The following is a 26,444-nucleotide window of genomic DNA, read 5'->3' as shown; positions in this document are numbered from 1 at the left end:
CCAGTCCGCCCCGGGTGACGCTTCGTCGCCCGGCCCCTCGCCTCGGTCCATTTCGCAGCCATCTATGTTTGCCTTCAATCGCACACAAGGTCTCATGTCGCAGCTGCTCAGTACTGTCAAACCCGCCACACGCCGCGTGCGTGTGCGCGCCATCCATACGTTGTCGCCCCGCATGCGCCGCGTGGTCTTTACCGGCGCGGCCGCGACGGATCTCACCGATCTGGCCGAGGCGCCGCCCGGCGCAGCGATCAAGCTGATGTTTCCGCACGAACGCGCGGGCAACGGCCGAACGCTCGGTCGGGCCTACACGATTCGCCGGTATCACGCGGCCCGCGGGGAACTTGAAATCGATTTTGTCGTGCACGACGAGACACCCGCAGCCCAGCATGGCCCTGCCGCACGCTGGCTGGAGCATGCCGCACCCGGCGATGAAGTCGAATTTGCCGGCCCCAAGCGGGGCTTCCGTGCTGACCCCGCCGCGCCTTGGACGCTGCTCATTGGCGACGAAACCGCGTTGCCTGCCATCTTCGCGATTCTGGAAACGCTGCCCGAGCACGCGCAGGTGCTGACCTACATCGCCATCGGCGACGCCCGCGCCCGGCTGCCGCTTGAAGGCGCCTTGGCCACGCACCCGCGCAGCCGCAACATCCATTGGGTGGAAAGCGACACGGCACACGCCGGCGCCATGATGGTCGGCGCGCTGAGCGCGCAAGCCATGCCGGCCGGCACACCGCAGGTCTTCCTGGCCGGCGAGGCGTCGTTGCTCAAACAGGTTCGCACGCTGATCGAAGGCGCCTGGGCCGTGCCGCATGACGCCATCGACGCCAAGGGCTACTGGACGGCCGGCCTATCACGCGAAGAGCGCAAGGCGAGCGAGGCGCGCTGATCTTCGCGTCGCGTCAGGTTGCGACTTCTGCCTGGGGTGTCGTGCCCCTCACCCACTCGCGCAACAGGCGCTGCCCGTGCAGCAGCGCCGCGTCCATCGCTTCGCGCGGCGAGCCGAACGTGCATCCTGGCCGCACCGGCTGCGAGCCCGACAACGATTGCCCTTCCGCACCGCGGAAGACCACCTCGACACGCGCCTCCCAGCCCCGCCCGCCAGCGGGAACCACACGCGGGACGATCTCAACGTCTCCACAGATCTTGTGCACCTCGTTCCTCCGTCTGCAGCGCCTGAACAGCGCATTGCCAGCAATCTAGCAACGGGCATGCCAATCTGGGCCGCTCTTGGGATTTGATCCAGATCAACTTGCGGCGCAGACATGATCTTTAGGCCGCCCGCAGCATGCCGATGCAAAGAAGGACAGTGTGCCTTTCACGCTCACGCCTCCTTACGACCATCCGCGCCCACGAAGCGCGGCACCACCATGCGCAAGAATCTGCCGGTCACCCAAGCCGAAACCGCCCTCAACCCGACGGACTACCTCATCTCCCGCACCGATCTCAAAGGTCGCATCGTCTTCGCCAACCCGGCGTTCGTACGCGTCAGCGGGTATTCGCATGAGGAGCTGATGGGCGCGCCGCACAACCTCGTGCGCCACCCTGACATGCCCGAGGCCGCCTTCGCCGATTTGTGGGCCACGCTGCAAGCCGGCAAGGCGTGGCGCGGCTTCGTCAAGAACCGACGCAAGGACGGCGGCTTCTACTGGGTGCTGGCCAACGTAACGCCGGTGTTTCAGAACAACGCGGTGGTCGGCTATACATCGGTGCGCTCGATGGCCACGCCTGCGCAGATCGCGCGCGCGCAACGCGCCTATACCGCCATCAATGAAGGCGACACGTCGTACACCGTGCGCGCGGGCCGCATTCTGCGCACGGGATGGCGGCGCGCCGTCAATCTGTTCCAGATCGACAGCCTGCGCTTCAAGGTGATTGGGCTGCAGACACTGATTGCATCGGCCATCCTGATCGGCACGGTATGGGCGCACATCGCGCTGGAAGCCGCCGATCTGCATGGCGCAGCGTGGCTCGTCTTTAGCCGCGACTGGCTGTGGCTCACCGGCGTGGGTTGCGCCGGGCTGGCTACGATGTCAGGCGTACTGCTTGCACGCACGCTGATCCGGCCATTGGAAGAAGCGGCCACGCTTGCCACGCGACTGGCCGCCGGTGACCTGACCACCGTGGTCGAAGTCCGCTCCAGCGATGAGCTGGGCGAAGTCATGCGTGCCATGGGCACCATGCGCGCAAGCCTCTCGTCGATGGTGCGCGACATCCAGGACGGCGCCGCCAACGTTGCGCACAGCACGCTGCAGATTTCCGCCGGCAACCATGACCTTTCTGCACGTACCGAGCAGCAGGCCGCCGCGCTGGAAGAAACCGCCTCCAGCATGGAGGAGCTGACATCGATGGTTGCGCAGAATGCCGACCACGCCCGTGCCGCCAGCGCCCTTGCGGAGCAGGCCTCCACCATTGCGGCCGACGGCGGCCAAGTCGTGCAGCGCGTCGTGCAAACCATGGATGCCATCCGCGCCGACAGCCAGCGCGTGACCGAGATCATCGCCACCATCGAAAGCATCGCGTTCCAGACCAACATCCTTGCGCTCAACGCCGCAGTTGAAGCCGCACGCGCGGGCGAAGAAGGCCGTGGCTTTGCGGTCGTCGCCGGCGAGGTGCGCAGCCTCGCGCAGCGCAGCGCGCAGGCTGCAGCGCAGAGCAAGGAGATCATCCGTGCATCCGATCAGTCCGTGCGCGACGGCGTGGATCTCGTCCACAAGGCGGGCGCCACCATGACGCAGATCGTGCGATCGGTGCAGACCGTCACGCAGCTCATGTCGGAAATCTCGGCCAGCTCGCGCGAGCAGAGCAGCGGCATTGCGCAGATCAACGCGTCGGTTTCACAGCTCGATGGGGTCACGCAGCAGAACGCCACGCTGGTGGAAGAGGCGGCGGCCGCCACGTCGGTGCTGGCCCGCCAGTCGGAAGACCTGAAGCACGCCATCGCCGTGTTCCGCGCGTAGCGCCGCAGCGGCGGCGCTGCCTTACACGGTGAAGCGCGTATCGCGTTCAAGCAATGCCGTCACAGCCTCAGGCAACAGCGGCTCGCTGAAGTAATAGCCCTGCAGCACGTCGCATTGGTGCGAGGCCAGGAAGGCGGACTGCGCAGCGTCTTCCACACCTTCGGCACACACCTTCACGCCAAGGTTATGGGCGAGCACCACGACCGTCGTGCAGATGGCGGCATCGTTGGAATCGCGGTCGATGTCCTTGACGAACGCGCGGTCGATCTTGATGAGGTCGATCGGCAAGCGCTTCAGATACGCCAGGCTCGAATACCCCGTACCGAAATCGTCGATGGCAATGCGCACGCCCAGTTGTCGAATGGCCGTGAGGTCTTCGATGGTGCGCTCGGTGCCTTCCATCAGCATCGACTCGGTCACTTCCAGTTCAAGGAAGCCCGACCCGAGGCCGTATTGGCGCTGTAGCTTTAGCAGCGTCGGCAGCACGGTGCCGCGCTTGAACTGCAGCGGCGACACGTTCACAGCCAACGTCAGGTCATCAGCCAGGCCGCGCTTGTGCCACTCGGCGCGTTGCTGCGCGGCTTCGGTCAAGACCCAGTTGCCGATCTCGACGATCAGCCCGCTCTCTTCGGCCACCGGAATGAACGCGGCCGGCGGCAGCAACCCGCGCGTCGGGTGAATCCAGCGGATCAGCGCTTCCAGCCCGCACACGCGGCCGGTCTTGGTGTCGATCTGCGGCTGGTACAGCAAGCGGAACTGGCCCTGCTCCAGCGCCGCGCGGATCTGGTGTTCCAGATTCAGCCGATATGACACGCCGATATCCATTTCCGGCGCGAAGAATTCCAGGCGGTTGCGGCCGTTCTGCTTGGCGTAGTACATCGCCATTTCGGCATGGCGGATGAGGCTATCGGCGTCGGCGCCGTGCGCCGGGTATTCGGCCACGCCGATGCTTGCCGTCACGAACACCTCGTGCCCTTCCACGCGCACCGGCTCGGCAAACAGATCAAAGCCGAAGTCGACGCCGCGCGAGCCGGCGTGCGAGATCACCAATGCAAACACGTCGCCGCCAAAGCGCGCCACGGTGTCCACCGTGTCGGCGGCATCGCGCAGGCGCTCGGCCACCCGGCGCAGCACCTCATCGCCCAGCAGGTGGCCAAGGCTGTCGTTGACGACCTTGAAACGATCGATGTTGACGAGCGCCACATAGAAGCGGCTACGTTGGCGTGCGGCCATCTCCACCGACTGCTGCACGCGGTCGGCCAGCAGCGTGCGGTTGGGCAGGCCCGTGAGCGGGTCGATGGTGGCGTGCTGGGCCAGGCGCGTGCGCGTCATCTCCTGCTCGGTCACGTCGTCTTGAATGCCGACGTAATGCGTAACGGCACCCTTGGCATCGCGCACGGGCGAGAGCAGGAAGTTGTTCAGGAACGCGTGGCCGTCCTTGCGGAAATTGCGCAGCAGCACGCGAATCTCGCTCTCGTCGCGCAACGCTGTCCGCACTTCGTTCAGCGCCGGCTGCCCAGGCTCGGACGAATGCAGGAAGCGCGCGTTGCGGCCCAGCACTTCCTCTGCGCGATAACCCGTCATGCGCTCGAAGCCGGGGTTCACATACACGATCGGCAAGTCGGGCTGCTGCGCGTCGGCCACGGTAATACCCGACGGCACCGATTCGACAACGCGGCGCAGCAGACGCAGTTGCTCGTCGGATTCACGCCGCTCGGTGATGTCCTGCATGGTGCCGAACAGCGCAATCACCTCATCGCGCTCGTTGCGCTCGATGTTGCCGCGCGAGAGCACCCACCGGTGTTCACCGTCGCGGCGGATCATCTCCAGCTCCAGCGAGTACGGTTCCCCTTCGGTCACGGCGCGGCTCGCGGCGTCGCGCAGACGGTTATAGCTGTCGGCGGTAAAGAACTGCGCTTGCTGGGCGAAGGCCGGCGGCGCGCCCGGCGGCACGCCCGTCAACACGTACATGCCCGACGACCATGTAGTCGAGTCGCGCAGCACATCCCAGCGCCAACTGCCCAGAAGCGCAATCTGTTCCGCCACACGCAGGTTCGCTTCGCTGCTGCGCAGTTCCTGCTCGATTGCCGAGCGCTGCGAAATGTCGGTCACCCCGCCGACCATGCGCACAGCGCGGCCGTCCTGATCACGATAAAGGCTGGCGCGAATTTCCACCGTGCGCGTGGCACGGTTGGCATCGATCACCCGGCAGACGTGCTGCCAGCTGTCGCGGTTCGAATTCAGGACGGCGCGCAGCTCGCGGGCGAAGGCATCGACGTCGTCCGGGTGTACGAACTGTTGGAAGGTCAGCGTGCGCGAGGTGCCCCCACCCGCGCCGTCGTCGTCCCCCGGACCGAGCAGCGCGTCGCTGCCAAGCAGCCGATGCAGGCTGGCGTTGGCCCAGGACTCGCCGGTCGCAATATCCCAGTCGAAGATCCAGTCGTTGGTGGCGCGTGCCACCCGCTGGAAGCGTTCGGTCAGGCGGTGAACGGTGGCATCGTGGCGCAGGATGGCGGCACGCATTTCGTTGAAGGTGCGCTCAAGCAGCGAGAGTTCGTCCCGCGAGGCGCCATGCTCGACTACGCGTGCAGAAAAATCACCCGTTGCGTAGTGACGCGCCGCGTCGACGAGCGCATCGATGCGCGGCATGACCATCCGCCGCAGCGCCATCTGGATCAGGGCGAGCAGCATCACCACCATCAGCAGGATGGCACCTCCGCCGGCCAGCGTCATGTAGCGCTGCTGGCGAACGATGTCGGTAGCGTCCACGCCCCGCACGATGCGCAAATGCCCGCCGGCCGCGTGCGGCACCACCATGGCGGCGTAGGCGCGGCGAACGCCGTCGGTGTCGTCCACGAACACCGGTTCGCCTGGCTGCTGGGCCGCGGCGGCCACCAGCGGCCCGCGCACAATGGCCGGCACCTGGGCGGCCTCCAGAGCACCGTGGGTCGACAACACGTTGCCCGCCGCATCCACGAGATAGACCGGCGCCTCCGACATGCCGTCGACGGCCGCCGCAATCAACGCGCTCTGCCGCACGGCCGCGTACGCCACGCCCCGGATGGTGCCGTCGTTGCCTGCCATCGGCCGCGCCGAAATCAGCACTGCCTGGCCGGAGACGCGTCCGATCACAAATGTCGACAGGGACGGTCGGCCCGTTGCCATGATCTCGTTGATGTACGGTCGGTCCGACAGATCGATGGCAAGCTTCGCCGTATCGGGCGTACATACCAGCTTGCGATGCGCGTCGATGATGCCGAGGTTCGCGAGTTCGCTCTGGTTACGAAAGACGCGGTTGACGAAACTGCTGCACTCTTGCTGCTCCATGCGCAGCGCCGAATCGTCGGCGATGAGCACCGAGAGCAGCGTATTGGCGTTGGACAGCACCATGCCGACGCGCGCAGCGGCAGTCTCGGTTTCGTGGGTCAGTTGCTGGGCAAGGTGATCATTGAGCCGGTCACGGTAAAGCGCCACACCGGCAATCGCGACAACAATGGCCGGCAAGGCGGCCACCGCGGCCAGGGCAAGCAAGCGGCCGCGCAGCGTGGTGGGAAAGAAAGCGTGCTTCGGCACTTGAATGACCGGTAGAGCCTTATGTGGAGAGCGGATGCACTCTGCGGTTGCACGATGCGCGGCTCAAGGACCATCCCCTCGACGCACGATGCAGTTGCGGCATCGTGCCGGATGATGGCTGACGCAGTGCGCAAGCATTTTGCTTGCAATTCCTATCGCACGCAACTTGTGGATAGCCTGTAGCCGACCCGGCCGCAAATCGGCGCGGCAGGCGGCACGAGGGGTGGTAGCAATGTGGGCGATGGGGTGCCCGAACCACCGCTGCCAATGCCCTGATCGACGGCGATGCAAGCCCTGCTCACCGCGTCGGCACCGTTCGGCGAACTGTCGCCTGCACGCGGCAGGCGCCAATAGAAAAAGCCACCGGGTAGCGGTACCCGGTGGCCTCAAGAATACGCTTTGAACGGGGAAGTTCAGCGCAGTTGAAGCATAGGCAATGGTCCCCATTCAGGCCAATACCCAGGATAGGGTAATTTAGAAGAAACCCTGCACGGGCAGCGGTTTTTGGCCCCCACGCCTTTCGCGAGTGCTTTCTGCACAACGCCGGGCTCCGTAACAACCCGTCCTCCGAAATATCCATTCTGGCGACCGGGTGCCGCAGCCCGTCTCACGGGATGTTGCGTTATAATGAAAACGATTCGCATTTAGACTCCTTGCTTTACCACGTTACGTAAACGACCACACACGATGCGGCTTTCCGAGCTTTCCCGCCGGGCGACGGCGGTGGTGGATCACGTTGAAGACCGTGAACCCGCCGATCCCATCAGCCAACGCCTGCGCGAACTCGGGTTCGTGACGGGCGAAGAGGTGCGCGTGGTGGCCGTCGGCCCGTTCGGCGGTGATCCGCTGGTCGTGCAGGTGGGCTTTACCCGCTTCGCACTGCGGCGCCAGGAGGCTGCCCGCGTGTGCGTGCACGCCGAATCGGCCACGCAACCCGCTGCCATCGCTACGCCCGAAACGGCCCCGCCCGTCAAGGTGCGCGAGGCGGCATAGGCCGCCTTCTATTGCAGCCGCTTTCCGGCTCCGCTTACCCGGCTTCATGCAGATGCACGCTTCTTCTTCCTCCGCTTCCACCCCCGCATTGCGCGTTGCCTTGGTCGGCAACCCCAACTGCGGGAAGACCGCGCTGTTCAACCTGCTAACGGGCAGCCGCCAGAAGGTCGCCAACTATGCGGGCGTGACGGTCGAGCGCAAGGAAGGCCGCTTCACCGCGCCGTCGGGCCGGCATGTGCAGATTCTCGATTTGCCCGGCGCCTATAGCTTGGTCGCCACGAGCCCGGACGAAGCCATCACGCGCGATATCTGCCTCGGCACGTTCCGCGGCGAGTCGCGTCCCGACCTGCTCATCTGCGTGGTCGACGCCACCAACCTGCGGCTGCACCTGCGTTTCGTGCTGGAACTGCAACGCCTGGGCTTGCCGATGGTGCTGGCGCTGAACATGGTGGATGCGGCCGAGCGGCGCGGTATCCGCATCGACCGCGCCAAGCTGGAAGCCGCCCTGGGTGTGCCCGTGGTGCAGACCGTGGCCATCAAACGCAATGGCGCCGCCGACCTCGTCGCCCATATCGATCACGAACAACTGCCGGCCGTCCCGGTCGGGCTGCCGGCTGATGCGGATCCGCACGTTGAAGTGAAGCGCCTGCTGGATACCGCTGTGACCATGCCGCGCAGCACCGCCGAGCTGGACGACCGGCTCGACCGTATCGTGCTGCATCCGGTACTGGGCCTGATGCTGCTGGCCGTGCTGATGTTCTTCATGTTCCAGGCGGTGTTCTCGTGGGCGCAACCGCTCATGGAGGGCATCCAGGGTGCCGTGGAAGCCGTGGGCGTGTGGGTCGGCAACGTCATGCCAGACGGCATGCTGAAGAGCCTGCTGGTGAACGGCATCATCGCGGGCACGGGCAGCGTGCTGGTGTTCCTGCCGCAGATCCTGATCCTGTTCCTCTTCATCCTGTCGCTGGAAGAATCGGGCTATCTGCCGCGTGCGGCCTTCCTGCTCGACCGGTTGATGGCGGGCGCGGGGTTGTCGGGGCGCTCGTTCATTCCGTTGCTGTCGAGTTTTGCGTGCGCGATTCCCGGCGTGATGGCCACGCGCACGATTCAGGACCCGCGCGACCGGCTGGTGACGATTCTCGTGGCACCGCTGATGACGTGCTCGGCGCGGCTGCCCGTGTATGCGCTGCTGATCGGTGCGTTCATTCCGGTGCGGCAGGTGTGGGGGCTGTTCAATCTGCAGGGGCTGGTGCTGTTCGGGCTGTACATGGCGGGCATCGTGTCGGCGCTGGTCGTGGCCTACGTGCTCAAGTACCTGAAGCGCGATCGCAACGAGCACCCGCTCATTCTCGAACTGCCGTCGTACCGCCTGCCCAGCGTGCGCAACCTGATCGTCGGCCTCGTCGAGCGGGCACGCATTTTCTTGCGCCGCATCGGCACGGTCATCCTCAAGATGATGGTGCTGCTGTGGTTCCTCTCGACGTTCCCGGCGCCGCCGGCCAACGCCACGCTGCCGGCCATCGATTACAGCTTTGCCGGGATGATCGGCCGCGCGCTTGAAGTCGTGTTCGCGCCGATCGGCTTCACATGGCAGATGTGCATTGCGCTGATCCCGGGCATGGCTGCGCGTGAAGTGGCCGTGGGCGCGCTGGCGACGGTGTACTCGCTGTCGGCCACGCATGAAGATGCGGCTGCGCAGCTGGCGCCCATCATCTCCCAACAATGGTCGCTGGCCACGGCATTGGCCTTCCTGGCGTGGTACGTCTACGCGCCGCAATGCATCTCGACGCTGGCCACCATCCGCCGCGAGACCAACTCGTGGAAGGTCATGGCAGGCACCGCCGGTTACCTCTTCGCGCTGGCCTACCTGGCCGCGTTCGCCACTTACCAGATCGCACGGGTGCTGACATGAGCGTGTACCACGTTGTCGAAACCGGCGTTGTCGCCACGGTCGTGGCGTTGAGCGCGTTGTCGCTGACCGGCCGCTATGCCCCGGCCACGCGCGCCCGCACGATGGCGCGCGTTGCAGGCTGGTGTGATCGCCCGTCACGGCCGGGCTGGATGCGCGCTTTCGGGCAGCGCTTGCTTGCGCCAGGCGCGTCGCCCTCGTGCCACTCCGATCCGCTGTCGGGCAGCGCATGCGGGAGCGGTTGCAGCGGCTGCGCGTCGGGTGAATCGGCATCCGCCGCGCCGGTTGAGCAGCCGATCCACTTCGTGCGGCGCAAGTAACGACTGACGCAACGTCACAACACCGACGGGCTCGCATCACGCGGGCCCGTTTTATTTTGGCGCGGCGCAGGCGTAGACTGGCTCAAACCTGAACGGGGGACGCGTCATGACCGAAGAGTTGCTGGTCCAGTTGATTGCGGAAGTCGAGAAGGAAGACCCAGTGGATTTCGCCAACCTGCCCTTCGACGAGCAGATGTTGCGAGACCTGGTCTGCAAGCTGGTGTCGCGCCAGCTGTCACAGATGGAAGACGCCCACTTCAGCCAGGACGAGGTGATCGTCTCGCTCACGGCGAGCATCGCCAAGCTGGTCCTCGAAAATCTCGTGCTGAATGCGCGCCTGCTGGCACAGCAGGGGCACGGCGAAAGCACACGCGCGCTGCTCGAGCGGATTTCTCGTCAAGCGAAGGGATAAGCGGCGCGGTTACTGCGCGGGCACCATGTTGTACTGCGTGCGGGCCCGCGTCAGTAGGCGCTTGGCGACGGACAGGCCGCGAATGGCGGCGGCATCGTCGTCCACGGGGAAATCAAACTCGGCGCTCCAGTTGCAGCCGGTGTGATCGGGGCGGTGAATGCACATCGCGCGCAGTTGGCACTGTGCGCACTCGGGATGTTGCTGGACGCAGCGGGCCAGCAAGCTCTTGAGTTCATCTTCGGACTTCAGACGGCGTTGCATCGGCATCTCCTGAATAACAGGGAGTTGGAACCCCGAGCGCGCACTGAGTTTCGCCATGATCCCGTCGATACTGTTTCAGCAAGTTACCGGGTCACATCACGCGTTCAACACGATCGCGCCGGCCGCACCCGCACTTGTCTGACACGCGGGGCAGACGCCGTAGAGCGCGAGCGCGTGATCGCGCAGCACAAAGCCGCGCTCGTTGGCCACACGCTCCTGCCGCGACTCGATGGCGTCGTCGTGAAACTCTTCCACGCGGCCGCACGACAGGCAGATCAGGTGGTCGTGGTGTGCGCCCTCATTCAGCTCATACACCGCATGGCCGGCTTCGAACGTATGGCGCAACAGCACGCTGGCGTCCACCAACTGATTGAGCACGCGATAGACCGTTGAGATGCCGATGTCGAGTTCCGACGTGAGCAACTGGCGGTACACATCTTCCGCGCTCAGGTGGCGGCCGTGCTCCGTACCGGCGGTGAGGATTTCCAGAATCTTGACGCGCGGCGACGTGGCTTTGAGCCCCGCCCGGCGCAGGTCGGTCGAGTTTGGCATGGCGTTCGTTGGGGCGAGATTTGGGTACAGCAGACGGGGCACGTCCGCGGGCGAGAACCAAAACGGCGACGTTGCACGCATGCACGCCGGGTCGCTGCGTTCTTGAAGAAAAAAAATGGCATGGCTGGCGGCCCGGAAAAGTCGCAGTCGGGAAAGCGGGGTCTGAGTGCTTTCCCGACTGTCGGGCGGCTTGCTACTGCCAAACGCTCTGTGTGTCAGAGCGGTCCCCACAAAAGATCGGTTGCCGGGCGCTGGCTCGCAAAGAGCAGCGAGCGCACGCAGCGAAATTCGGTTCGACGTGGTGTGCTTGAAAGGTGTGCCCTGGGGGCGAATCCTTCGGCTGCAGCGCCGTCGATGGACACACTATAAATGCGAATCATTCGCATTACAAGTGTTTTCTTCGCGAATGGAGGAAGCCCTCACTCCAAGCATGGTTGGATTGGGGAAAACGTCAGCGCGGCCCGAGCGGCAACCCGCCGGCCTTGACCCGCTGGCGCGCAAGCGCCCCCGCCTTGCGCACGCGCTGTTCATAGGCCATCCAGCGCACCGCTGACGAAATTGCGGGTCGATTATTGTTGCGCCCCTAAACATGTTCAAATTAGATGGTCGACGGTTGTTCAGTGGGTTTCTAAATGATCGATCTTGTCTTGCTGCGCAGCTTTGTTACGGTGGTCGATACGGGCAACTTCACGCGCGCGGCCGAGCATTTGCACCTGACGCAATCGACCGTCAGCCAGCAGATCCTGCGGCTTGAGCAGCAGTTGGACTGCCGCCTGCTCGACCGCAGCCAGCGCCAGGTATTGCCGACGGAAGAAGGCGACCGCCTGCTCGGCTACGCGCGCCGCCTGCTGCGCCTGGCCAACGAAGCGAGCGAGGCCCTCAGCCCCGAACATACCGGCGGCGTGCTGCGCCTGGGCGTGCCGGAAGACCTCGGCAGCGGCGCGCTGATGCCGCTCATCGCCAGCTTTGCGCGCGAGCGCCCGCGCCTGCGTCTCGAGGTGGAAAGCGGCCTTTCCCACCATCTGCTGCGCCTGTACCGCAGCGGCGATCTCGACATGCTGCTCGTCAAGCAATGGGGCACCGATAGCGACTGCCATGCGCGCTGGGCCGAGCCCGTCTGCTGGATCGACAGCGCCGAGCGGCCGCACACGCTGCCGCTCGGGCCATCGCAACCTTCCTTGCCGCTGGTGGTGTTTCCGGTGGGCGCGCTGTATCGACAAGAGATGCTGCATGCGCTGGAATCGATTGGCCAGCCGTGGCGCATCACATATTCAAGCCCGAGCCTGGCGAGCCTGTGTGCGGCTGTCAGTGCGGGGCTGGGCGTGAGCCTGCTGCCGGCCAGCACCGTGCAGGCCGGGCATCGCGTGCTCGGCGCTGCGGATGGTTTTCCGGAGATCGGCGGGCTGGAGCTGGCGCTGTTTGCGCGGCCCGACCTCGACAGCGCCGGGCGTGCCCTGCGGGATCGCCTGGTTGAGATGTGCGCCGCGCGTGCGCAGGCGCTGCAGTCTGCCGCCGGCTGAGCCGCAGCACCAAAGAAAAAGCCGGACCCGCTGATCGCGACGTCCGGCTTGGTACGGGTACGGCTGAGTTCTGCTTCAGGCAGCTTCGGCCAGCGGCACACGGATCAGATGATCGAACGCCGACAGTGCGGCCTTCGCGCCATCGCCCGTGGCGATGATGATCTGCTTGTACGGCGTCGTGGTTGCATCGCCTGCGGCAAACACGCCTTCCGCGCTGGTCTGGCCACGCGCGTCGACGACGATCTCGCCAAAGCGGTTGCGCTCCAGCGCACCGTCCAGCCATTCGGTGTTGGGCACCAGGCCAATCTGCACGAACACGCCTTCGAGCGCGACCGTGTGCTCGACGCCATCCACGCGGCTCTTGTAGCGCAAGCCATTGACCTTCTGACCGTCACCGGTGATCTCGGTGGTCTGCGCGTTGGTCACGATGGTTGCGTTCGGCAGGCTTTGCAGCTTGCGCACGAGCACGGCATCGGCCTTCAGCTCGCTGGCGAATTCCAGCAGCGTGACGTGGCTCACCAGGCCTGCCAGGTCGATGGCCGCTTCCACGCCCGAGTTGCCGCCGCCGATGACCGCCACGCGCTTGCCCTTGAACAGCGGGCCATCGCAGTGCGGGCAGTACGCCACGCCCTTGTTCTTGTATTCCTGCTCACCCGGCACATTGACGTTGCGCCAGCGCGCGCCGGTCGACAGGATGACCGAGCGGCCCTTGAGCACCGCACCGTTGGCCAGCGTCACCTCGGCAAAGCCGCCCGGCTTGTCTGCCGGCGTGAGCTTGACTGCGCGCTGCGTGTTCATGATGTCGACGTCGTACTGGCGCACGTGCTGCTCCAGCGCGGCGGCAAACTTCGGCCCTTCGGTCTCCTGCACGGAGATGAAGTTCTCGATGCCCAGCGTGTCGAGCACCTGGCCGCCAAAACGCTCGGCCACCACGCCGGTGCGCACACCCTTGCGTGCCGCGTACACCGCAGCCGCCGCGCCGGCCGGGCCACCACCGACGATCAGCACGTCGTACGGGTCCTTGGCGGCAAGCTTTTCTGCGTCACGGGCGGCGGCGCCGGTGTCGATCTTGGCGAGGATCTCTTCCACGCCCATGCGGCCCGTGCCGAACGTCTCGCCGTTCAGGAACACGGTCGGCACGGCCATGATCTGGCGCGCCTCGATTTCGCCCTGGAACAGCGCGCCGTCAATGGCGACGTGCTGTATGCGCGGGTTGATCACGGACATCACGTTCAGCGCCTGAACCACGTCCGGGCAGTTCTGGCACGTGAGCGACATGTAGGTCTCGAAGCGGAAATCCCCTTCGATATTGCGAATCTGTTCGATGACGTCGGCTTCAAGCTTGGGCGCATAGCCGCCCACTTGCAGCAGCGCCAGCACGAGCGAGGTGAACTCGTGGCCGGTCGGGATGGCGGCAAAACGCACGCTCACATCCGCGCCAGTGCGGCGGATCAGGAACGACGGTGCGCGCTCGGCGGCATCGCGTTGTTCCGTCAGCACGATCATGCTGGACTGCTCGGCCACGTCGCGCAGCAGGTCCATCATGTCGCGCGAGCCCTCGCTGTCATCGACGTTGGCGACCAGCTCAATGGGCTGCACGAGGCGTTCGAGGTAGGCCTTCAGTTGGGCCTTGACATCAGCATCCAGCATGACGACTTCCTTTATTCGTTGAGTCTGTAAAAAGGCGGCGACATATGCCGCCTACCCTTAAGCAAACGGCCGGCAGTGCCGGCCGTTGCGGTCAAGCGGCAAAGCCGCTTGGAACCTGTTCACGGTCCGTAGCGAGCGACCTGAGGTTGGCGCGAGAAGCGCAGCCGTACATGGGTACGGCGAGCATCGCAGGGCCAAGATCAGGCCGCGCAGTAGGACCGTGAGCAGGTTCGCTTAGATCTTGCCGACCAGGTCGAGCGACGGCTTGATCGTCTTGGCGCCTTCGTTCCACTTGGCCGGGCACACGTTGCCCGGGTTGTTGGCGACGAACTGGGCAGCCTTGAGCTTGCGCAGGGTTTCCTTCACGTCGCGGGCGATGGCGTTGTCGTGCACTTCCATCGTCTTGATCACGCCTTGCGGGTCGATCACGAACGTGCCACGCAGTGCCAGGCCTTCTTCCGGAATGTGCACGCCGAATGCGTTGGTCAGCGCGTGCGTCGGGTCACCCACCAGCGGGAACTGTGCCTTACCCACGGCCGGCGACGTTTCGTGCCACACCTTGTGCGAGAAGTGCGTGTCGGTCGTGACGATGTAGACCTCGGCGCCAGCCTTCTGGAATTCAGCGTAGTTGTCCGCTGCGTCTTCCACTTCGGTCGGGCAGTTGAAGGTGAATGCGGCCGGCATGAAGATCAGCACGGACCACTTGCCCTTGAGCGACTCATCCGTGACTTCGATGAACTTGCCGTTATGGAACGCTTGGGCCTTGAACGGTTGGACTTGAGTATTGATCAGCGACATAGTGGTTTTCGGTTGGGTTGCTTGGTTGACAACGGAGTGGATCGTATCGTCGATCGGTGCATTGCACAAGTTGATTGATATGATTTTATCGATTGTTTTTTTCTATTGCCCTGGCAATCGAGCGTCGCTAATCCGAAGCGCGGCATGCCTGCAACGTGCGTCTGCGTGCATAGGCGAAATTACACAGCGCACCCGCAGGTTGCACACGCTGCACGTGCCATCGCAGCGCACACATCACGTCCGGCCAAGGCGGCGTGCGCAAAGAGCTACCAGCTTGTCAGCGTCTGTCTGACTGGCATAGGTCTTGCGCCAAGAGGTCGATCGCAAACCTCCGCCGCGCATCGGCGCCCTCCACTGTTGAACAGCTGGATGCAGGCCCGGCAGGCGAATTCCCCCGGGAGCATGACCTTGTCGCTGAACGTTCTCTTCGTCGCTTCGGAAGCTGTGCCGCTGGCCAAGACCGGCGGCCTTGGAGATATGGTTGGAGCGTGCGCGAGCGCGCTCCGGCGTGCTGGCATGAAAGTCACGGTGATGCTGCCGGGCTATCCCGACGCCATCACGCAGTTGCAGCACACGCGCACCGTGTGCGAGTGGACCGACCTGCCCGGTGGCCCCGCGCGCCTGCTGAGCGGGCACATGGGCGCCCAAGGCATCCCGGTACTGCTGTTCGACGCGCCGGCACTGTTCGCGCGGCCGGGCAACCCATATCTGGATGCACATGGCGAGCCCTATGAAGACAACGCGCTGCGCTTTGCGGCGTTCAGTCAGGCCGCTGCGCGCGTCGCCGCCGGAGTCCCGGGTGTGCATCGCGCCGACATCGTGCAGGCGCACGACTGGCACGCTGGGCTGGTGCCGCTGTTCGTCAAGCGGGCGCAGGTGCCGGTGAAGACGGTCTTTACCATCCATAACCTCGCGTTCCAGGGCAATTTTCCGATGCACGTGGTGCCGGACATTGGCGTGCCGCCCGATGCAGCGCACGAAGCGGAGTTCTGGGGCCAATTCAGCTTTCTGAAGGCGGGCCTGCTTTGGGCCGATCGCATCACCACGGTGAGCCATGCCTATGCGCGTGAAATCCTGACCGACACGGCGGGTTGCGGCATGCAGGACCTGCTGCGCGCGCGACAGCAAGACCTGGTCGCCATCCTCAACGGCATCGACAACGATGTGTGGAACCCGTCGAAGGATCCGCTCCTGCCGCAGCCGTTTGTGGCGTCCAACCTGAGCGGCAAGCACACCGCCAAGCGCGTGCTGCAGCAGCGCTTTGGCCTGCCCGAAGACGCCAAGGCCCCGTTGCTTGCCCTGGGCAGCCGCTTGACCCATCAAAAGATGGCCGACGTGACGTTGCAGGCGCTGCCGCAACTGCTCGAATCCAACCCGCAATTGCAGGTGGCCGTGCTCGGGTGCGGTGAACACGCGTACGAGACGGGCATGGTGGAACTGGCGGCGCGCTATCCGCGCCAGGTGGCTACCAAGATCGGGTACACCGAGGCCTACGCCCACCTGCTGCACGCCGGCGCCGACATCCTCCTGCACGGCAGCCGCTTCGAGCCGTGCGGCCTGACGCCGCTCTATTCGATGCGCTATGGCACGGTGCCCGTCGCGTCACGCGTGGGCGGGCTGATGGACACCATCACCGATCGTGGCTCGCCCGAAGCGGCGCTGCACGGCGCCACGGGTTTCCTGTTTGACGGCGACACCGCCGACGCCATGGTCGCCGCAGTCGAGCGCGCGTTGCACGTCTTCGCCCAGCCGCAGGCGTGGCGCATCCTGCAATACAACGGCATGACGACCGACTTCGGCTGGTCGCAGCCTGCCCGCGAATACATCGCGCTGTATCGCACCCTGGTGCCGGCCGCTACGCCCATGCCCGCTGTGGCGCTGGTACAAGCGCCCGTCGCACCGGACGCTGTGCACACGCCCCGCCCCGAACAACCTGTGCGTACGCCGGCGCGGCGACGCTCGACGGCGCTGTCCGACGAGATCCGAGCGCACGCGGTGGCGCGCGCCGCCAGTGCCGAAAAGATCCGTGCCTGACCGCGCCTGACGCCCTGCCCCGCTTTCACGCATGCCAGAGACCAAGTCGCCCAAGCCCGTTACGCCTCGCAAAACCACAGCCGCACTGAAGGCGACCAAGCCGCCCGGCAGCAAAGCCAAATCGGTCGCGAAGCCGGCCGCCGTGCCCGCCGAGGGCCCGCCGACTGCGGTGGAGCCCGCGTATGCACCTGCAATCTGCTACGTCCATCCATTGCAGTTGGGTAGGCTCGACCGCTGGGACGGCGTGCTCGACCGCATTGCCGCCCTGGGTTTTGACCATGTGTTGATGGCGCCACCGTTTGCCGTGGGCGCGGCCGGCAACGTCTTCGTCACGCGGGACCATGCGCAACTGCATGCCGCGTTGGGCGGTGGGCCGGCCGACGCCGCGCTCGCCACGCTCGCCGAGGGCTGCCGCTCGCGCGGGCTGACGTTACTGCTGGATCTCGTGATCGATCGCGTGGCGATTGATGCGCCGCTGCGATCCGATCATCCCGACTGGTTCATCAGCCACGCCGAAGACGGCGACGCGCTGGACCCGCGCCTGCCGCCGTCCCACCTGGAGGTCGCCTCCTTCCGACACGACGACCCGCGCACCGCCGATGCCATCCTGACGTGGTGGACGCAGCAGTTGCGCAGCTGGGCCGCATTGGGCATCGGAGGCTTCCGCTGCGAAGCCCCGGCCCGCCTGCCTGCCGAACGTTGGCGCACGCTGATCGCCGACGTGCGCAAGGAGGCCGCTGCCGTCCGCTTCCTCGCATGGACGCCCGGCATGGAAGGCGCGGCCGTCGATGCACTGGTAGGCGCAGGCTTTGACGCGACGTTCTCGTCGCTGCGCTGGTGGGATTTCCGCGCCGGCTGGATGGTGGAAGAGCATGCGCGCCTTGCCGCCGTGGCCCCGCCCATCGCCACCGTGGAAGCGCCGTTTGGCACGCGCTACGGCCAGGCATTTGGCGACGCCACGATCCGTGAACGCGCATACCGCCGTCTCCTGCACGTAGCCGATACCCTTGATGCCGGCTGGCTGATGCCGCTGGGCTTTGAACGCGGGGCACTGCTGCCGATGCTGGCCGAGCGTGGCGATCCATCCGACCAGCAATGGATCGACGCGCATACCGCGTTCGACCTGAGCGACGCCGTGCGCGATGTGAATGCGACCATCCGCGCTGCCCGCGAGACGAATACCGTCGCACCGCATGCGGAACTGCGCATGCTGACGGGCCCGGACGCGCCCGCCACCGCCCTCTTGCGCGCCGATGGCCCCGACCTGCGTGCCGGCGATGCCGCCACGCTGACGGTCATCAACCCCGACCTCTACATGGGCGTGTCGGTGCATGCCGACCACTTCCTGCCCGGCGTAGCCGGCGGCTTTACGCGCGGTGTGGCGCTCGATCTGCTCACGGAACCGGTCGGCAGTTGCGACGACACATTGCGCGCCAATGCACGTCCGCTGGCGGAGATCGATCTGCTGCCTGGCGATGTGCAGGTCTGGCGCGTCTTCCGGAATGCCCCGGTGCGCGCTCCTGCGGCCGCCAGGCCAGCCAAGAGCCCGCGCGCCAAGGCGGGCGAAGCGAAGGATCCTGTCAACGCAGCCATTGCCTCGCCGCGCATCGGTATCGAACAGGTGCAGCCCTCCGTTGAAGACGGACGCTTTGCCGTCAAGCGCCTGGTGGGCGACGACATCGTCGTCGAGGCCGACGTGCTGATGGACGGGCACGACAAGCTGGCCGTCCAGCTGCTGTGGCGCGCCCAGGATGAAGACTCCTGGCAGCACGTGCCGATGGTCGCGCTCGGCAACGACCGCTGGCGGGGCGCATTCCGGCCGGAGCGGTTGGGCCGGCACGTGTATGCCGTCGCTGCGTGGCGCGACGCGTTCGGCACCTACCGGTCTGAACTGGAGAAGAAGCACACCGCCGGCGTGGACGTGACGCTGGAGCTGGAAGAAGGCGCACGTCTGGTCGCACAGGCAGCCGAGCATGCGCCCAAGAATGCAGCCGCGGACGCGCTCCACAAGCTCGCCCAACTGCTGTCGGAGCCAGACCAAGTGCACCGTCTCAAGCTGTTGCTGGACCCCGTGACGGCGCTTGTGATGGCGCAGGCTTCGCACTACCGGCCGTTCTATGTCGAAAGCGTGGCGTACCCGCTCGACGTGGAACGCGCTGGCGCGGCATTCGCGAGCTGGTACGAACTGTTCCCCCGCTCGGCATCGGATGACAAACAGCGGCACGGCACGTTCGACGACGTGATCCGCCGCCTGGGCGCCATCCGCGGCATGGGCTTCGACGTCCTGTATTTCCCGCCCATCCACCCGATCGGCCGCACCAACCGCAAGGGCCGCAACAACAGCCTGCGCGCGGAGCCCGACGACCCCGGCAGCCCATACGCGATTGGCGCTGCCGAAGGCGGGCACGACGCCATCCACCCGCAGCTGGGCACGCTGGAAGACTTCCGCCGCCTGATGCGCGCGGCGCGTGAGAAGGGCCTGGAGCTGGCGCTGGACTTCGCCATTCAATGCTCGCCCGATCACCCTTGGCTGCGCGAGCACCCCGGCTGGTTTGCATGGCGCCCTGACGGCAGCATCAAATACGCCGAGAACCCGCCCAAGAAATACGAAGACATCGTCAACGTCGACTTCTATGCCGACGACGCCAAGCCCGGTCTGTGGACGGCGCTGCGTGACGTGGTGATGTTCTGGGCAGACGAAGGCGTGCGCCTGTTCCGCGTCGACAATCCGCACACCAAGCCGCTACCGTTCTGGGAATGGATGATCGGCGAGGTGCGCGCGCGCTATCCGGATACGGTGTTCCTGTCGGAGGCCTTTACGCGCCCCAAGGTGATGTACCGTCTGGCGAAGGTCGGCTTCTCGCAGTCGTACACGTACTTCACGTGGCGGCATACCAAGCAGGAATTCATCGATTACCTGACCGAGCTGACGCGCACGCCGGTGCGTGAATATTTCCGTCCGCACTTCTTCGTCAATACGCCAGATATCAATCCGGTGTTCCTGCAGACGTCGGGGCGGCCGGGTTTCCTGATTCGTGCAGCGCTGGCGGCCACGCTGTCCGGCCTGTGGGGCGTCTATAACGGCTTCGAGCTGTGCGAAGGCGCCGCGGTGCCCGGCAAGGAGGAGTACCTCGACTCCGAGAAGTACCAGTTGCGCGCGTGGGACCACAACCGCCCCGGCAACATCGTCAAGGAGATCGCACTGCTCAACCGCATCCGCCGGGCCAACCCGGCACTGCACTCGCATCTGGGCGTGACGTTCCAGCCCGCCTCGGGCGACCGGATTCTGTTCTTCAGCAAATCGACGCCGCCCGTGCTGCCCGCGCGGCTGGAAACCGCACCGGCCGAACTGGCCGAACCGGCCAACGCGCTGTCGCCGGACCGCTTTGGAGACAACACGGTGTTCGTGGCGATCAACCTCGACCCGCACCACGCGCACGAATCCGACATCGAACTGCCACTGTGGCAATGGGGCCTGCCCGACCACGGCGCGCTGATGGCCGAGAACCTGGTCAACGGCCAGCGCACGGTGTGGCGCGGCAAGTGGCAGCACATCCGCCTTGAACCCGAGCAGCCGTTTGCCATCTGGCGCGTGCGCCCGGCCCTGCCTTCGGAGGAAAACCCGTCATGACGCGCAATCCGACCGCGCTGCTGGTGGACGACGCGCTCTGGTACAAGGACGCCGTCATCTATCAGCTTCACGTCAAATCGTTCTGCGATTCCGACAACGACGGCGTCGGAGACTTTCCCGGTCTGATCTCCAAGCTCGACTACATTGCCGAGTTGGGGGTGGACGTGATCTGGCTGCTGCCGTTCTATCCGTCGCCGCGCCGCGACGACGGCTACGACATCGCCGAATACCGCGGCGTGCACCCCGATTACGGCAACATGGCCGATGTGCGCCGCTTCATTGCCGAGGCGCATGCGCGGGGCCTGCGCGTGATCACAGAACTGGTCATCAACCACACGTCGGATCAGCACCCGTGGTTCCAGCGGGCGCGGCGCGCCAAGCCGGGTTCTGCGCTGCGCGACTTCTACGTGTGGTCCGACAACGACAAGAAATACGCCGGCACGCGCATCATCTTCATCGATACCGAGCCCTCGAACTGGACGTGGGACCCGGTGGCCAACGCGTACTACTGGCACCGTTTCTACTCGCACCAGCCCGATCTCAACTTCGACAACCCGCGCGTGCTCAAGGCCGTGATCGGCGTGATGAAGTTCTGGCTGAACCTGGGCGTGGACGGCCTGCGGCTCGATGCCGTGCCCTACCTCGTGGAGCGCGAAGGCACGTCGAACGAGAACCTGCCCGAGACGCACGAAGTACTACGCAAGATTCGCGCGGCCATGGACGGCGAATTCAAGAACCGCCTGCTGCTGGCCGAGGCCAACCAGTGGCCGGAAGACACGCAGGAATACTTCGGTGCCGGCGACGAATGCCACATGGCGTTCCACTTTCCGCTGATGCCGCGCATGTACATGGCGATCGCGCGTGAAGACCGCTTCCCGATCACCGACATCATGCGCCAGACGCCGGAGGTGCCGCCCGGCTGCCAATGGGCCATCTTCCTGCGCAATCACGATGAATTGACGCTCGAAATGGTGACCGACGCCGAGCGCGACTACCTTTGGGAGGTCTACGCCAGCGACCGCCGCGCGCGCCTGAACCTGGGCATCCGCCGCCGGCTGGCACCGCTGCTGGAACGCGACCGCCGCCGCGTCGAGCTGATGAACAGCCTGCTCTTCTCCATGCCCGGCACGCCCGTCATGTATTACGGCGACGAAATCGGCATGGGAGACAACATCCACCTGGGTGACCGCGACGGCGTGCGCACGCCAATGCAGTGGTCGCCCGACCGCAATGGCGGCTTCTCGCGCGCCGACCCCGAACAGCTCGTGCTGCCGGCCATCATGGGCTCGCTGTACGGCTATGAATCGGTGAACGTGGAAGCGCAGAGCCGCGACGCGCATTCGCTGCTGAACTGGACGCGCCGGCTGCTTGCCACACGCAAGCGGCATCGCGTGTTCGGGCGGGGTTCGATCCAGTTCCTGCAGCCGTCCAACCGCAAGGTGCTGGCGTATATCCGCGCGCTCGAGGGCGAAGCGCCGATCCTGTGCGTGGCGAACCTCTCCCGTGCCTCGCAGGCTGTGGAGCTGGATTTGTCCGCCTTTGCGCAGCGGGTGCCCGTCGAACTGATTGGCGGGACGGCATTTCCGCCCATCGGCCAGTTGTCGTATCTGCTCACGCTGCCGCCGTACGCCTTCTATTGGCTGGAGCTGCGCGAGAACGAGCCTGGCCCCACCTGGTCGCAACCGGCCTCGGAGCAATTGCCCGAGTTCACGACGCTGGTGCTGCGTGCCGGCCTGGATGCCCTGGCCGATACGCGACAGCGGGAGGCGCATCGCCAGTTGATCGAGCGCGAAATCCTGCCGAGCTATCTGCCGAAGCGGCGCTGGTTTGCCGCCAAGGACAGCGTGCTGCGGAGCGCGAAGTTTGCCTGGGGCGCGCCCGTGCCGGTGGATGCCGCATCGACCAACCGCCCGCTGGCTGGGGCGACGCGTCCGGAGGTGTTCCTCAACGAAGTGGCTGTCACGCTGGGCAGTCCGGACGGCACCGAGCGCGTCGAGCGCTACCTGCTGCCGCTTTCCATCGCATGGGAATCATCCACGCTGCCGGCGCTGCCCATCCAGCTTGCGCTGGCGCGCGTGCGGCGCGGCCGCCATGTCGGCTACCTCACTGACGCTTTCACCACCGAGACCTTCGCCCGAGCGCTACTCACCAACCTCGTGCGCGGCACCACGCTGGAGGCCAATGACGGCACCGTGCATTTCGAGCCTGAGCCGAACATCGCAGAACTGGCGGAGCCGGCCGGGTCGGCTGCCAGCCCCGAAGCCGGCAGCACGCGCCCCGCGCCGCTGCCGCTTGCGCCCGACACGCCCATCCAGTGGCTGGCGGCCGAGCAATCGAACAGCTCACTGGTGATTGGCGAGTCGGTCATCGTCAAGCTCATCCGGCGTATCGCCACGGGCATCCACCCCGAGGTGGAGATGACGCGCCATCTCACGCGCGTGGGCTATGCCAACACGGCGGCGCTGATCGGCGAGGTCTCTCACCACGCTGCCGATGGTGAACGCGCCACGCTGGCCGTCATGCAGAGCTTCGTTCCCAACCAGGGCGATGCCTGGACATGGGCACTGGACTATCTGCGTCGCACCATCGACGAGCTGGCCGTGCAGATGGAGGGCGTGACCTCCGGCGATGGTGAGTCGTCTCCGGTTGCCGTGTCGGAGGCGCGCGTGGATACCGACGAGGCGCTGGCCGGCTACGTCAACTTCATCGGCGTGATCGGCACGCGGCTGGGCGAACTGCATGCCGCGCTGGCCGCGCCCACCGAAGACCCGAGCTTCGGCGCGCGCATTGCAGACGCCGACGATGCCGCCTACTGGACCGCCCGCGTGAGCGAACAGCTCACCCGCGCGCACGACAACCTGACGGCATGGCAACAGCAAAACCCCGACAGCCCGCGGCAAGCCGATGTGCAGTGGCTGCTGTCGCAACACCAGGCGCTGCTCGACGCCGCGCGCACGCATGCCGAAGACGGCCTGGGCGCCACGCTCTCGCGCATCCACGGCGATTTCCACCTCGGCCAGGTACTGGTGGCGCAGGGCGATGCCTTCCTGATCGACTTTGAAGGCGAGCCTTCGCGCCCGGTGGAAGAACGCCGGCGCAAGACCAGCCCGCTGCGCGACGTGGCCGGGCTCATGCGCTCGCTCGACTACGTGGTGGGCGCCATGCGTCAGGGCCCCGAACACGTGGCCGGCCCGGCGCAGGAACGCCGCAACATCCTGCTGGGACGCTTCCGCGCTGCGTCCACCGAACGCTTCCTGGAGGCGTATGCCGCTGCCATTCGCGGGCCCGATCTGAACGCGCCGGACCAGCCGGTGGTCGACTTTCATCTGCTCGATCTTTTCCTGCTGGAGAAGGCCGCCTACGAGGTCAACTACGAAGCATCCAACCGCCCGACCTGGCTGCCGATTCCGCTGGAAGGCTTCACGCGGGTGGCACGTCGCCTGCTGCATGCAGAGCCACCACCGCCCGCTGCGGAAGACTCGACCGGAGGCCCACCGTGACCGCGCTCGACTTTGCCACCCCAACCAAAACCGCCACCGAACCCGAGGCGCCGATCGTGCTGCCGCCGGGCGTCGACCAGATGCGCGTGGATGCGCTGACGCATGGCCGCCTGGGCGATCCGTTTGCCGTGCTGGGCCCCCATCGCCTGGACACCGAGGACGGCACGCGCTGGGTTGTGCGCGCTTTCTACCCGGGCGCGCGCCGCGTGCAGGCCATCGACTCGCGCGGCCAGATCATCACGGAGATGACGCCGGTCGGCCGCACGGGGCTGTTCCACGGCCCCCTTCGTGCCGATGCGCAGGACGTGTATGGCCACCCGGAGCTTTATCGCCTGCGCGTCATCTGGCCTGCGGGCACCGGCCATGAAGCCGTGCAGGAAACCGAAGACCCATACGCCTTCGGGCTGCTGCTGGGCGATCTGGACCTGCATCTGCTCAACGAGGGCACACACTGGGCGCTGGCAAGCTGCCTGGGCGCGCAAGCGATGCGCATCGACGGCATCAGCGGCGTGCGCTTTGCGGTGTGGGCCCCGAATGCCCAGCGCGTGTCGGTGGTCGGCGAGTTCAATCAGTGGGACGGCCGTCGCCACCCCATGCGCCTGCGCCATCAGGCCGGCGTGTGGGAACTGTTCCTGCCCAGCGGCCTGGGCGCGGGACCTGGCGCCCGCTACAAGTTCGAACTGATCGGCGCCGACGGCCGGCTGATGGTCAAGGCCGACCCCGCCGCCCGCCAGACCGAACCCCCGCCCGCCACCGCATCGGTGGTGGCCGACCCGGCGCCGCTGCGCTGGAACGACGACGCGTGGATGCAAACGCGCGCCGAACGCCAGAAGCCCGACGCGCCCATCAGCATCTATGAAGTGCATGCCGGTTCGTGGCTGCGCGATCTGGAAGACGGCGGCCGCAACCTGCAATGGGACGAGCTGGCCGACCGGCTGATTCCGTACGTCACGGCGCTCGGCTTCACGCACATTGAACTGCTGCCGGTGGCGGAGCATCCTTTTGGCGGCAGTTGGGGCTATCAGCCGCTCGGGCTGTTCGCACCGTCTGCGCGCTTTGGGGCGCCCGAGGCGTTCGCGCGCTTTGTCGACCGCTGCCATCAGGCTGGCCTGGGCGTCATCGTCGATTGGGTGCCCGCGCACTTTCCGACCGACGCGCACGGGCTGGCGCAGTTTGACGGCACCGCGCTGTATGAACACCAGGACCCGCGCGAAGGTTTCCATCAGGACTGGAACACGCTCATCTACAACTTCGGCCGCAACGAAGTGCGCGGATTCCTCATCGCGAGCGGGCTGGAATGGCTGGAGCGGTTCCACATTGACGGCCTGCGCGTGGATGCCGTGGCGTCCATGCTGTATCGCGATTACTCGCGCCGCGCCGGCGAATGGGTCCCCAACCGCTATGGCGGCCGCGAAAACCTCGAAGCCGTGGCGTTCCTGCAGCAGATGAATACGGTCGTGCACGAACGCTGCCCCGGCGCCATCACCATCGCCGAAGAGTCGACCGCCTGGCCTGGCGTGACCGCGCCCGTGGAATTCAACGGCCTGGGCTTCGACTACAAGTGGAACATGGGCTGGATGCACGACACGCTGCACTACATGCAGCGCGACCCGGTGTACCGCCAGCACCATCACGACGGCATGACGTTCGGGCTGGTGTACGCGTTCTCCGAGCACTTCATCCTGCCGATCTCGCACGACGAGGTGGTCCACGGCAAGGGCTCGCTGCTGGGCAAGATGCCCGGCGATGAATGGCAACGGCTAGCGAACCTGCGCGCGTACCTCGCGTTCATGTGGACGCATCCGGGCAAGAAGCTGCTGTTCATGGGCAGCGAGTTCGGGCAAGTGGGCGAATGGAACCACGATGCCTCGCCCGAATGGCATCTGCTGGACGACCCGCGGCACCGTGGCGTGCAGCGGCTGGTGCACGACCTCAATGCGCTGTACCGGAATGAACCGTCATTGCATGCGCGGGACACCGCGCCGGAAGGGTTCAACTGGGTGATTGGCGATGACCGCACCAACAGCGTGTTTGCTTTCCTGCGGCTGGATGGCGAGGGGCGACCGATGCTCGTGGTGGCGAACATGACGCCGGTGCCGCGGGAGGGGTATCGCATTGGCGTGCCGCCGGCGGACGGGGCCACGCAGTGGCGCGAGGTGCTGAACACGGATGCTGCCGTGTATGGCGGCAGCGATTTCGGGAACGGCGGGGCGGTGGATGTGGACCACGTGGCGGCGCATGGGCAGGGGCAATCGTTGGTGTTGCGGCTGCCGCCGTTGGGGGTTGTGGTTTTGAAGGTTTGATTTTTGTTTTGGCGTTGGTGGTGTGCCTTCC

At 65.8% G+C, this 26,444-nt stretch carries 17 protein-coding genes; 11 read left to right on the top strand and 6 right to left on the bottom strand.

What is annotated here, in order from left to right; all coding sequences use genetic code 11:
• Positions 1 to 64 precede the first annotated feature (64 nt).
• On the top strand, positions 65 to 886 hold the full coding sequence (locus tag AAHM38_RS20815; protein ID WP_103519263.1) for a siderophore-interacting protein: 822 nt from the start codon (positions 65 to 67) through the stop codon (positions 884 to 886).
• Between the two features lie 13 nt (positions 887 to 899).
• Here the strand turns inward: AAHM38_RS20815 and AAHM38_RS20810 are convergent, their stop codons facing one another.
• Positions 900 to 1,151, bottom strand: a complete 252-nt coding sequence (locus AAHM38_RS20810) for a hypothetical protein (protein ID WP_027679434.1) — start codon at positions 1,149 to 1,151, stop codon at positions 900 to 902.
• A 216-nt stretch (positions 1,152 to 1,367) separates the two neighbouring features.
• On the opposite strand from AAHM38_RS20810, the gene AAHM38_RS20805 reads away from it, so the two are divergent.
• Positions 1,368 to 2,957 (top strand): methyl-accepting chemotaxis protein, encoded by a 1,590-nt coding sequence (locus AAHM38_RS20805; protein WP_103519264.1) that lies wholly within the window; start codon positions 1,368 to 1,370, stop codon positions 2,955 to 2,957.
• A gap of 21 nt (positions 2,958 to 2,978) precedes the next feature.
• Here AAHM38_RS20805 and AAHM38_RS20800 read toward each other — a convergent pair whose 3' ends face one another.
• Entirely contained in the window at positions 2,979 to 6,530 is a 3,552-nt protein-coding gene (locus tag AAHM38_RS20800; protein ID WP_116576660.1) for an EAL domain-containing protein, read from the bottom strand.
• A gap of 687 nt (positions 6,531 to 7,217) precedes the next feature.
• Here AAHM38_RS20800 and AAHM38_RS20795 point away from each other — a divergent pair.
• The 4 genes from AAHM38_RS20795 (at position 7,218) to AAHM38_RS20780 (ending at position 10,164) form a co-directional block, all read left to right on the top strand.
• Positions 7,218 to 7,523, top strand: coding sequence for a FeoA family protein (locus tag AAHM38_RS20795; protein ID WP_009240368.1), 306 nt, complete (start codon positions 7,218 to 7,220; stop codon positions 7,521 to 7,523).
• A gap of 46 nt (positions 7,524 to 7,569) precedes the next feature.
• Positions 7,570 to 9,435, top strand: coding sequence for a ferrous iron transport protein B (feoB, locus tag AAHM38_RS20790; RefSeq protein ID WP_116576661.1), 1,866 nt, complete (start codon positions 7,570 to 7,572; stop codon positions 9,433 to 9,435).
• Positions 9,432 to 9,752 carry a DUF6587 family protein gene (locus AAHM38_RS20785; protein ID WP_009240366.1) on the top strand — a complete coding sequence of 107 codons (321 nt, stop codon included), beginning with the start codon at positions 9,432 to 9,434 and terminating at the stop codon, positions 9,750 to 9,752. Before feoB ends, AAHM38_RS20785 begins: the two co-directional genes overlap by 4 nt.
• Before the next feature lie 106 nt (positions 9,753 to 9,858).
• Positions 9,859 to 10,164: a hypothetical protein gene (locus tag AAHM38_RS20780; RefSeq protein ID WP_116576662.1), complete on the top strand. Its 306-nt coding sequence runs from the start codon at positions 9,859 to 9,861 to the stop codon at positions 10,162 to 10,164.
• Positions 10,165 to 10,173: 9 nt separating this feature from the next.
• Here AAHM38_RS20780 and AAHM38_RS20775 read toward each other — a convergent pair whose 3' ends face one another.
• Both AAHM38_RS20775 and fur read right to left on the bottom strand, forming a co-directional pair.
• Complete coding sequence (locus tag AAHM38_RS20775) at positions 10,174 to 10,425, bottom strand: hypothetical protein (protein ID WP_116576663.1); 252 nt, start codon at positions 10,423 to 10,425, stop codon at positions 10,174 to 10,176.
• Between the two features lie 96 nt (positions 10,426 to 10,521).
• The gene (gene fur, locus AAHM38_RS20770) at positions 10,522 to 10,977 is read right to left on the bottom strand and encodes a ferric iron uptake transcriptional regulator (protein WP_116576707.1); all 456 of its coding nucleotides are present in this window, start codon (positions 10,975 to 10,977) and stop codon (positions 10,522 to 10,524) included.
• A gap of 632 nt (positions 10,978 to 11,609) precedes the next feature.
• On the opposite strand from fur, the gene AAHM38_RS20765 reads away from it, so the two are divergent.
• Entirely contained in the window at positions 11,610 to 12,497 is an 888-nt protein-coding gene (locus tag AAHM38_RS20765; RefSeq protein WP_116576664.1) for a LysR family transcriptional regulator, read from the top strand.
• Positions 12,498 to 12,572: 75 nt separating this feature from the next.
• Here AAHM38_RS20765 and ahpF read toward each other — a convergent pair whose 3' ends face one another.
• Entirely contained in the window at positions 12,573 to 14,147 is a 1,575-nt protein-coding gene (ahpF, locus tag AAHM38_RS20760; protein WP_116576665.1) for an alkyl hydroperoxide reductase subunit F, read from the bottom strand.
• A 234-nt stretch (positions 14,148 to 14,381) separates the two neighbouring features.
• Positions 14,382 to 14,945 carry an alkyl hydroperoxide reductase subunit C gene (ahpC, locus tag AAHM38_RS20755; protein WP_004627987.1) on the bottom strand — a complete coding sequence of 188 codons (564 nt, stop codon included), beginning with the start codon at positions 14,943 to 14,945 and terminating at the stop codon, positions 14,382 to 14,384.
• Positions 14,946 to 15,347: 402 nt separating this feature from the next.
• Between ahpC and glgA the strand changes: the two genes are divergently transcribed.
• From glgA to glgB, 4 genes are read left to right on the top strand one after another with little or no spacing between them, the layout of a single operon-like run.
• Positions 15,348 to 16,979: a glycogen synthase GlgA gene (glgA, locus tag AAHM38_RS20750; RefSeq protein WP_116576666.1), complete on the top strand. Its 1,632-nt coding sequence runs from the start codon at positions 15,348 to 15,350 to the stop codon at positions 16,977 to 16,979.
• 31 nt (positions 16,980 to 17,010) lie between these two features.
• A complete protein-coding gene (locus AAHM38_RS20745; protein ID WP_116576667.1) occupies positions 17,011 to 20,610 on the top strand; it encodes a maltotransferase domain-containing protein in 3,600 nt (1,199 codons plus the stop codon).
• Positions 20,607 to 24,110: a maltose alpha-D-glucosyltransferase gene (treS, locus tag AAHM38_RS20740; RefSeq protein ID WP_116576668.1), complete on the top strand. Its 3,504-nt coding sequence runs from the start codon at positions 20,607 to 20,609 to the stop codon at positions 24,108 to 24,110. The genes AAHM38_RS20745 and treS overlap by 4 nt, the downstream gene beginning before the upstream one ends.
• Complete coding sequence (gene glgB / locus AAHM38_RS20735; protein WP_116576669.1) at positions 24,107 to 26,413, top strand: 1,4-alpha-glucan branching protein GlgB; 2,307 nt, start codon at positions 24,107 to 24,109, stop codon at positions 26,411 to 26,413. Before treS ends, glgB begins: the two co-directional genes overlap by 4 nt.
• Positions 26,414 to 26,444: the final 31 nt, after the last annotated feature.

It is taken from the genome of Ralstonia sp. OTU4908 (genome assembly GCF_038440115.1).
GTDB classification, from domain to species: domain Bacteria; phylum Pseudomonadota; class Gammaproteobacteria; order Burkholderiales; family Burkholderiaceae; genus Ralstonia; species Ralstonia pickettii.
Note: the sequence above shows the minus strand (reverse complement) of the source record. Positions and strands in the feature narration are given on the sequence as shown.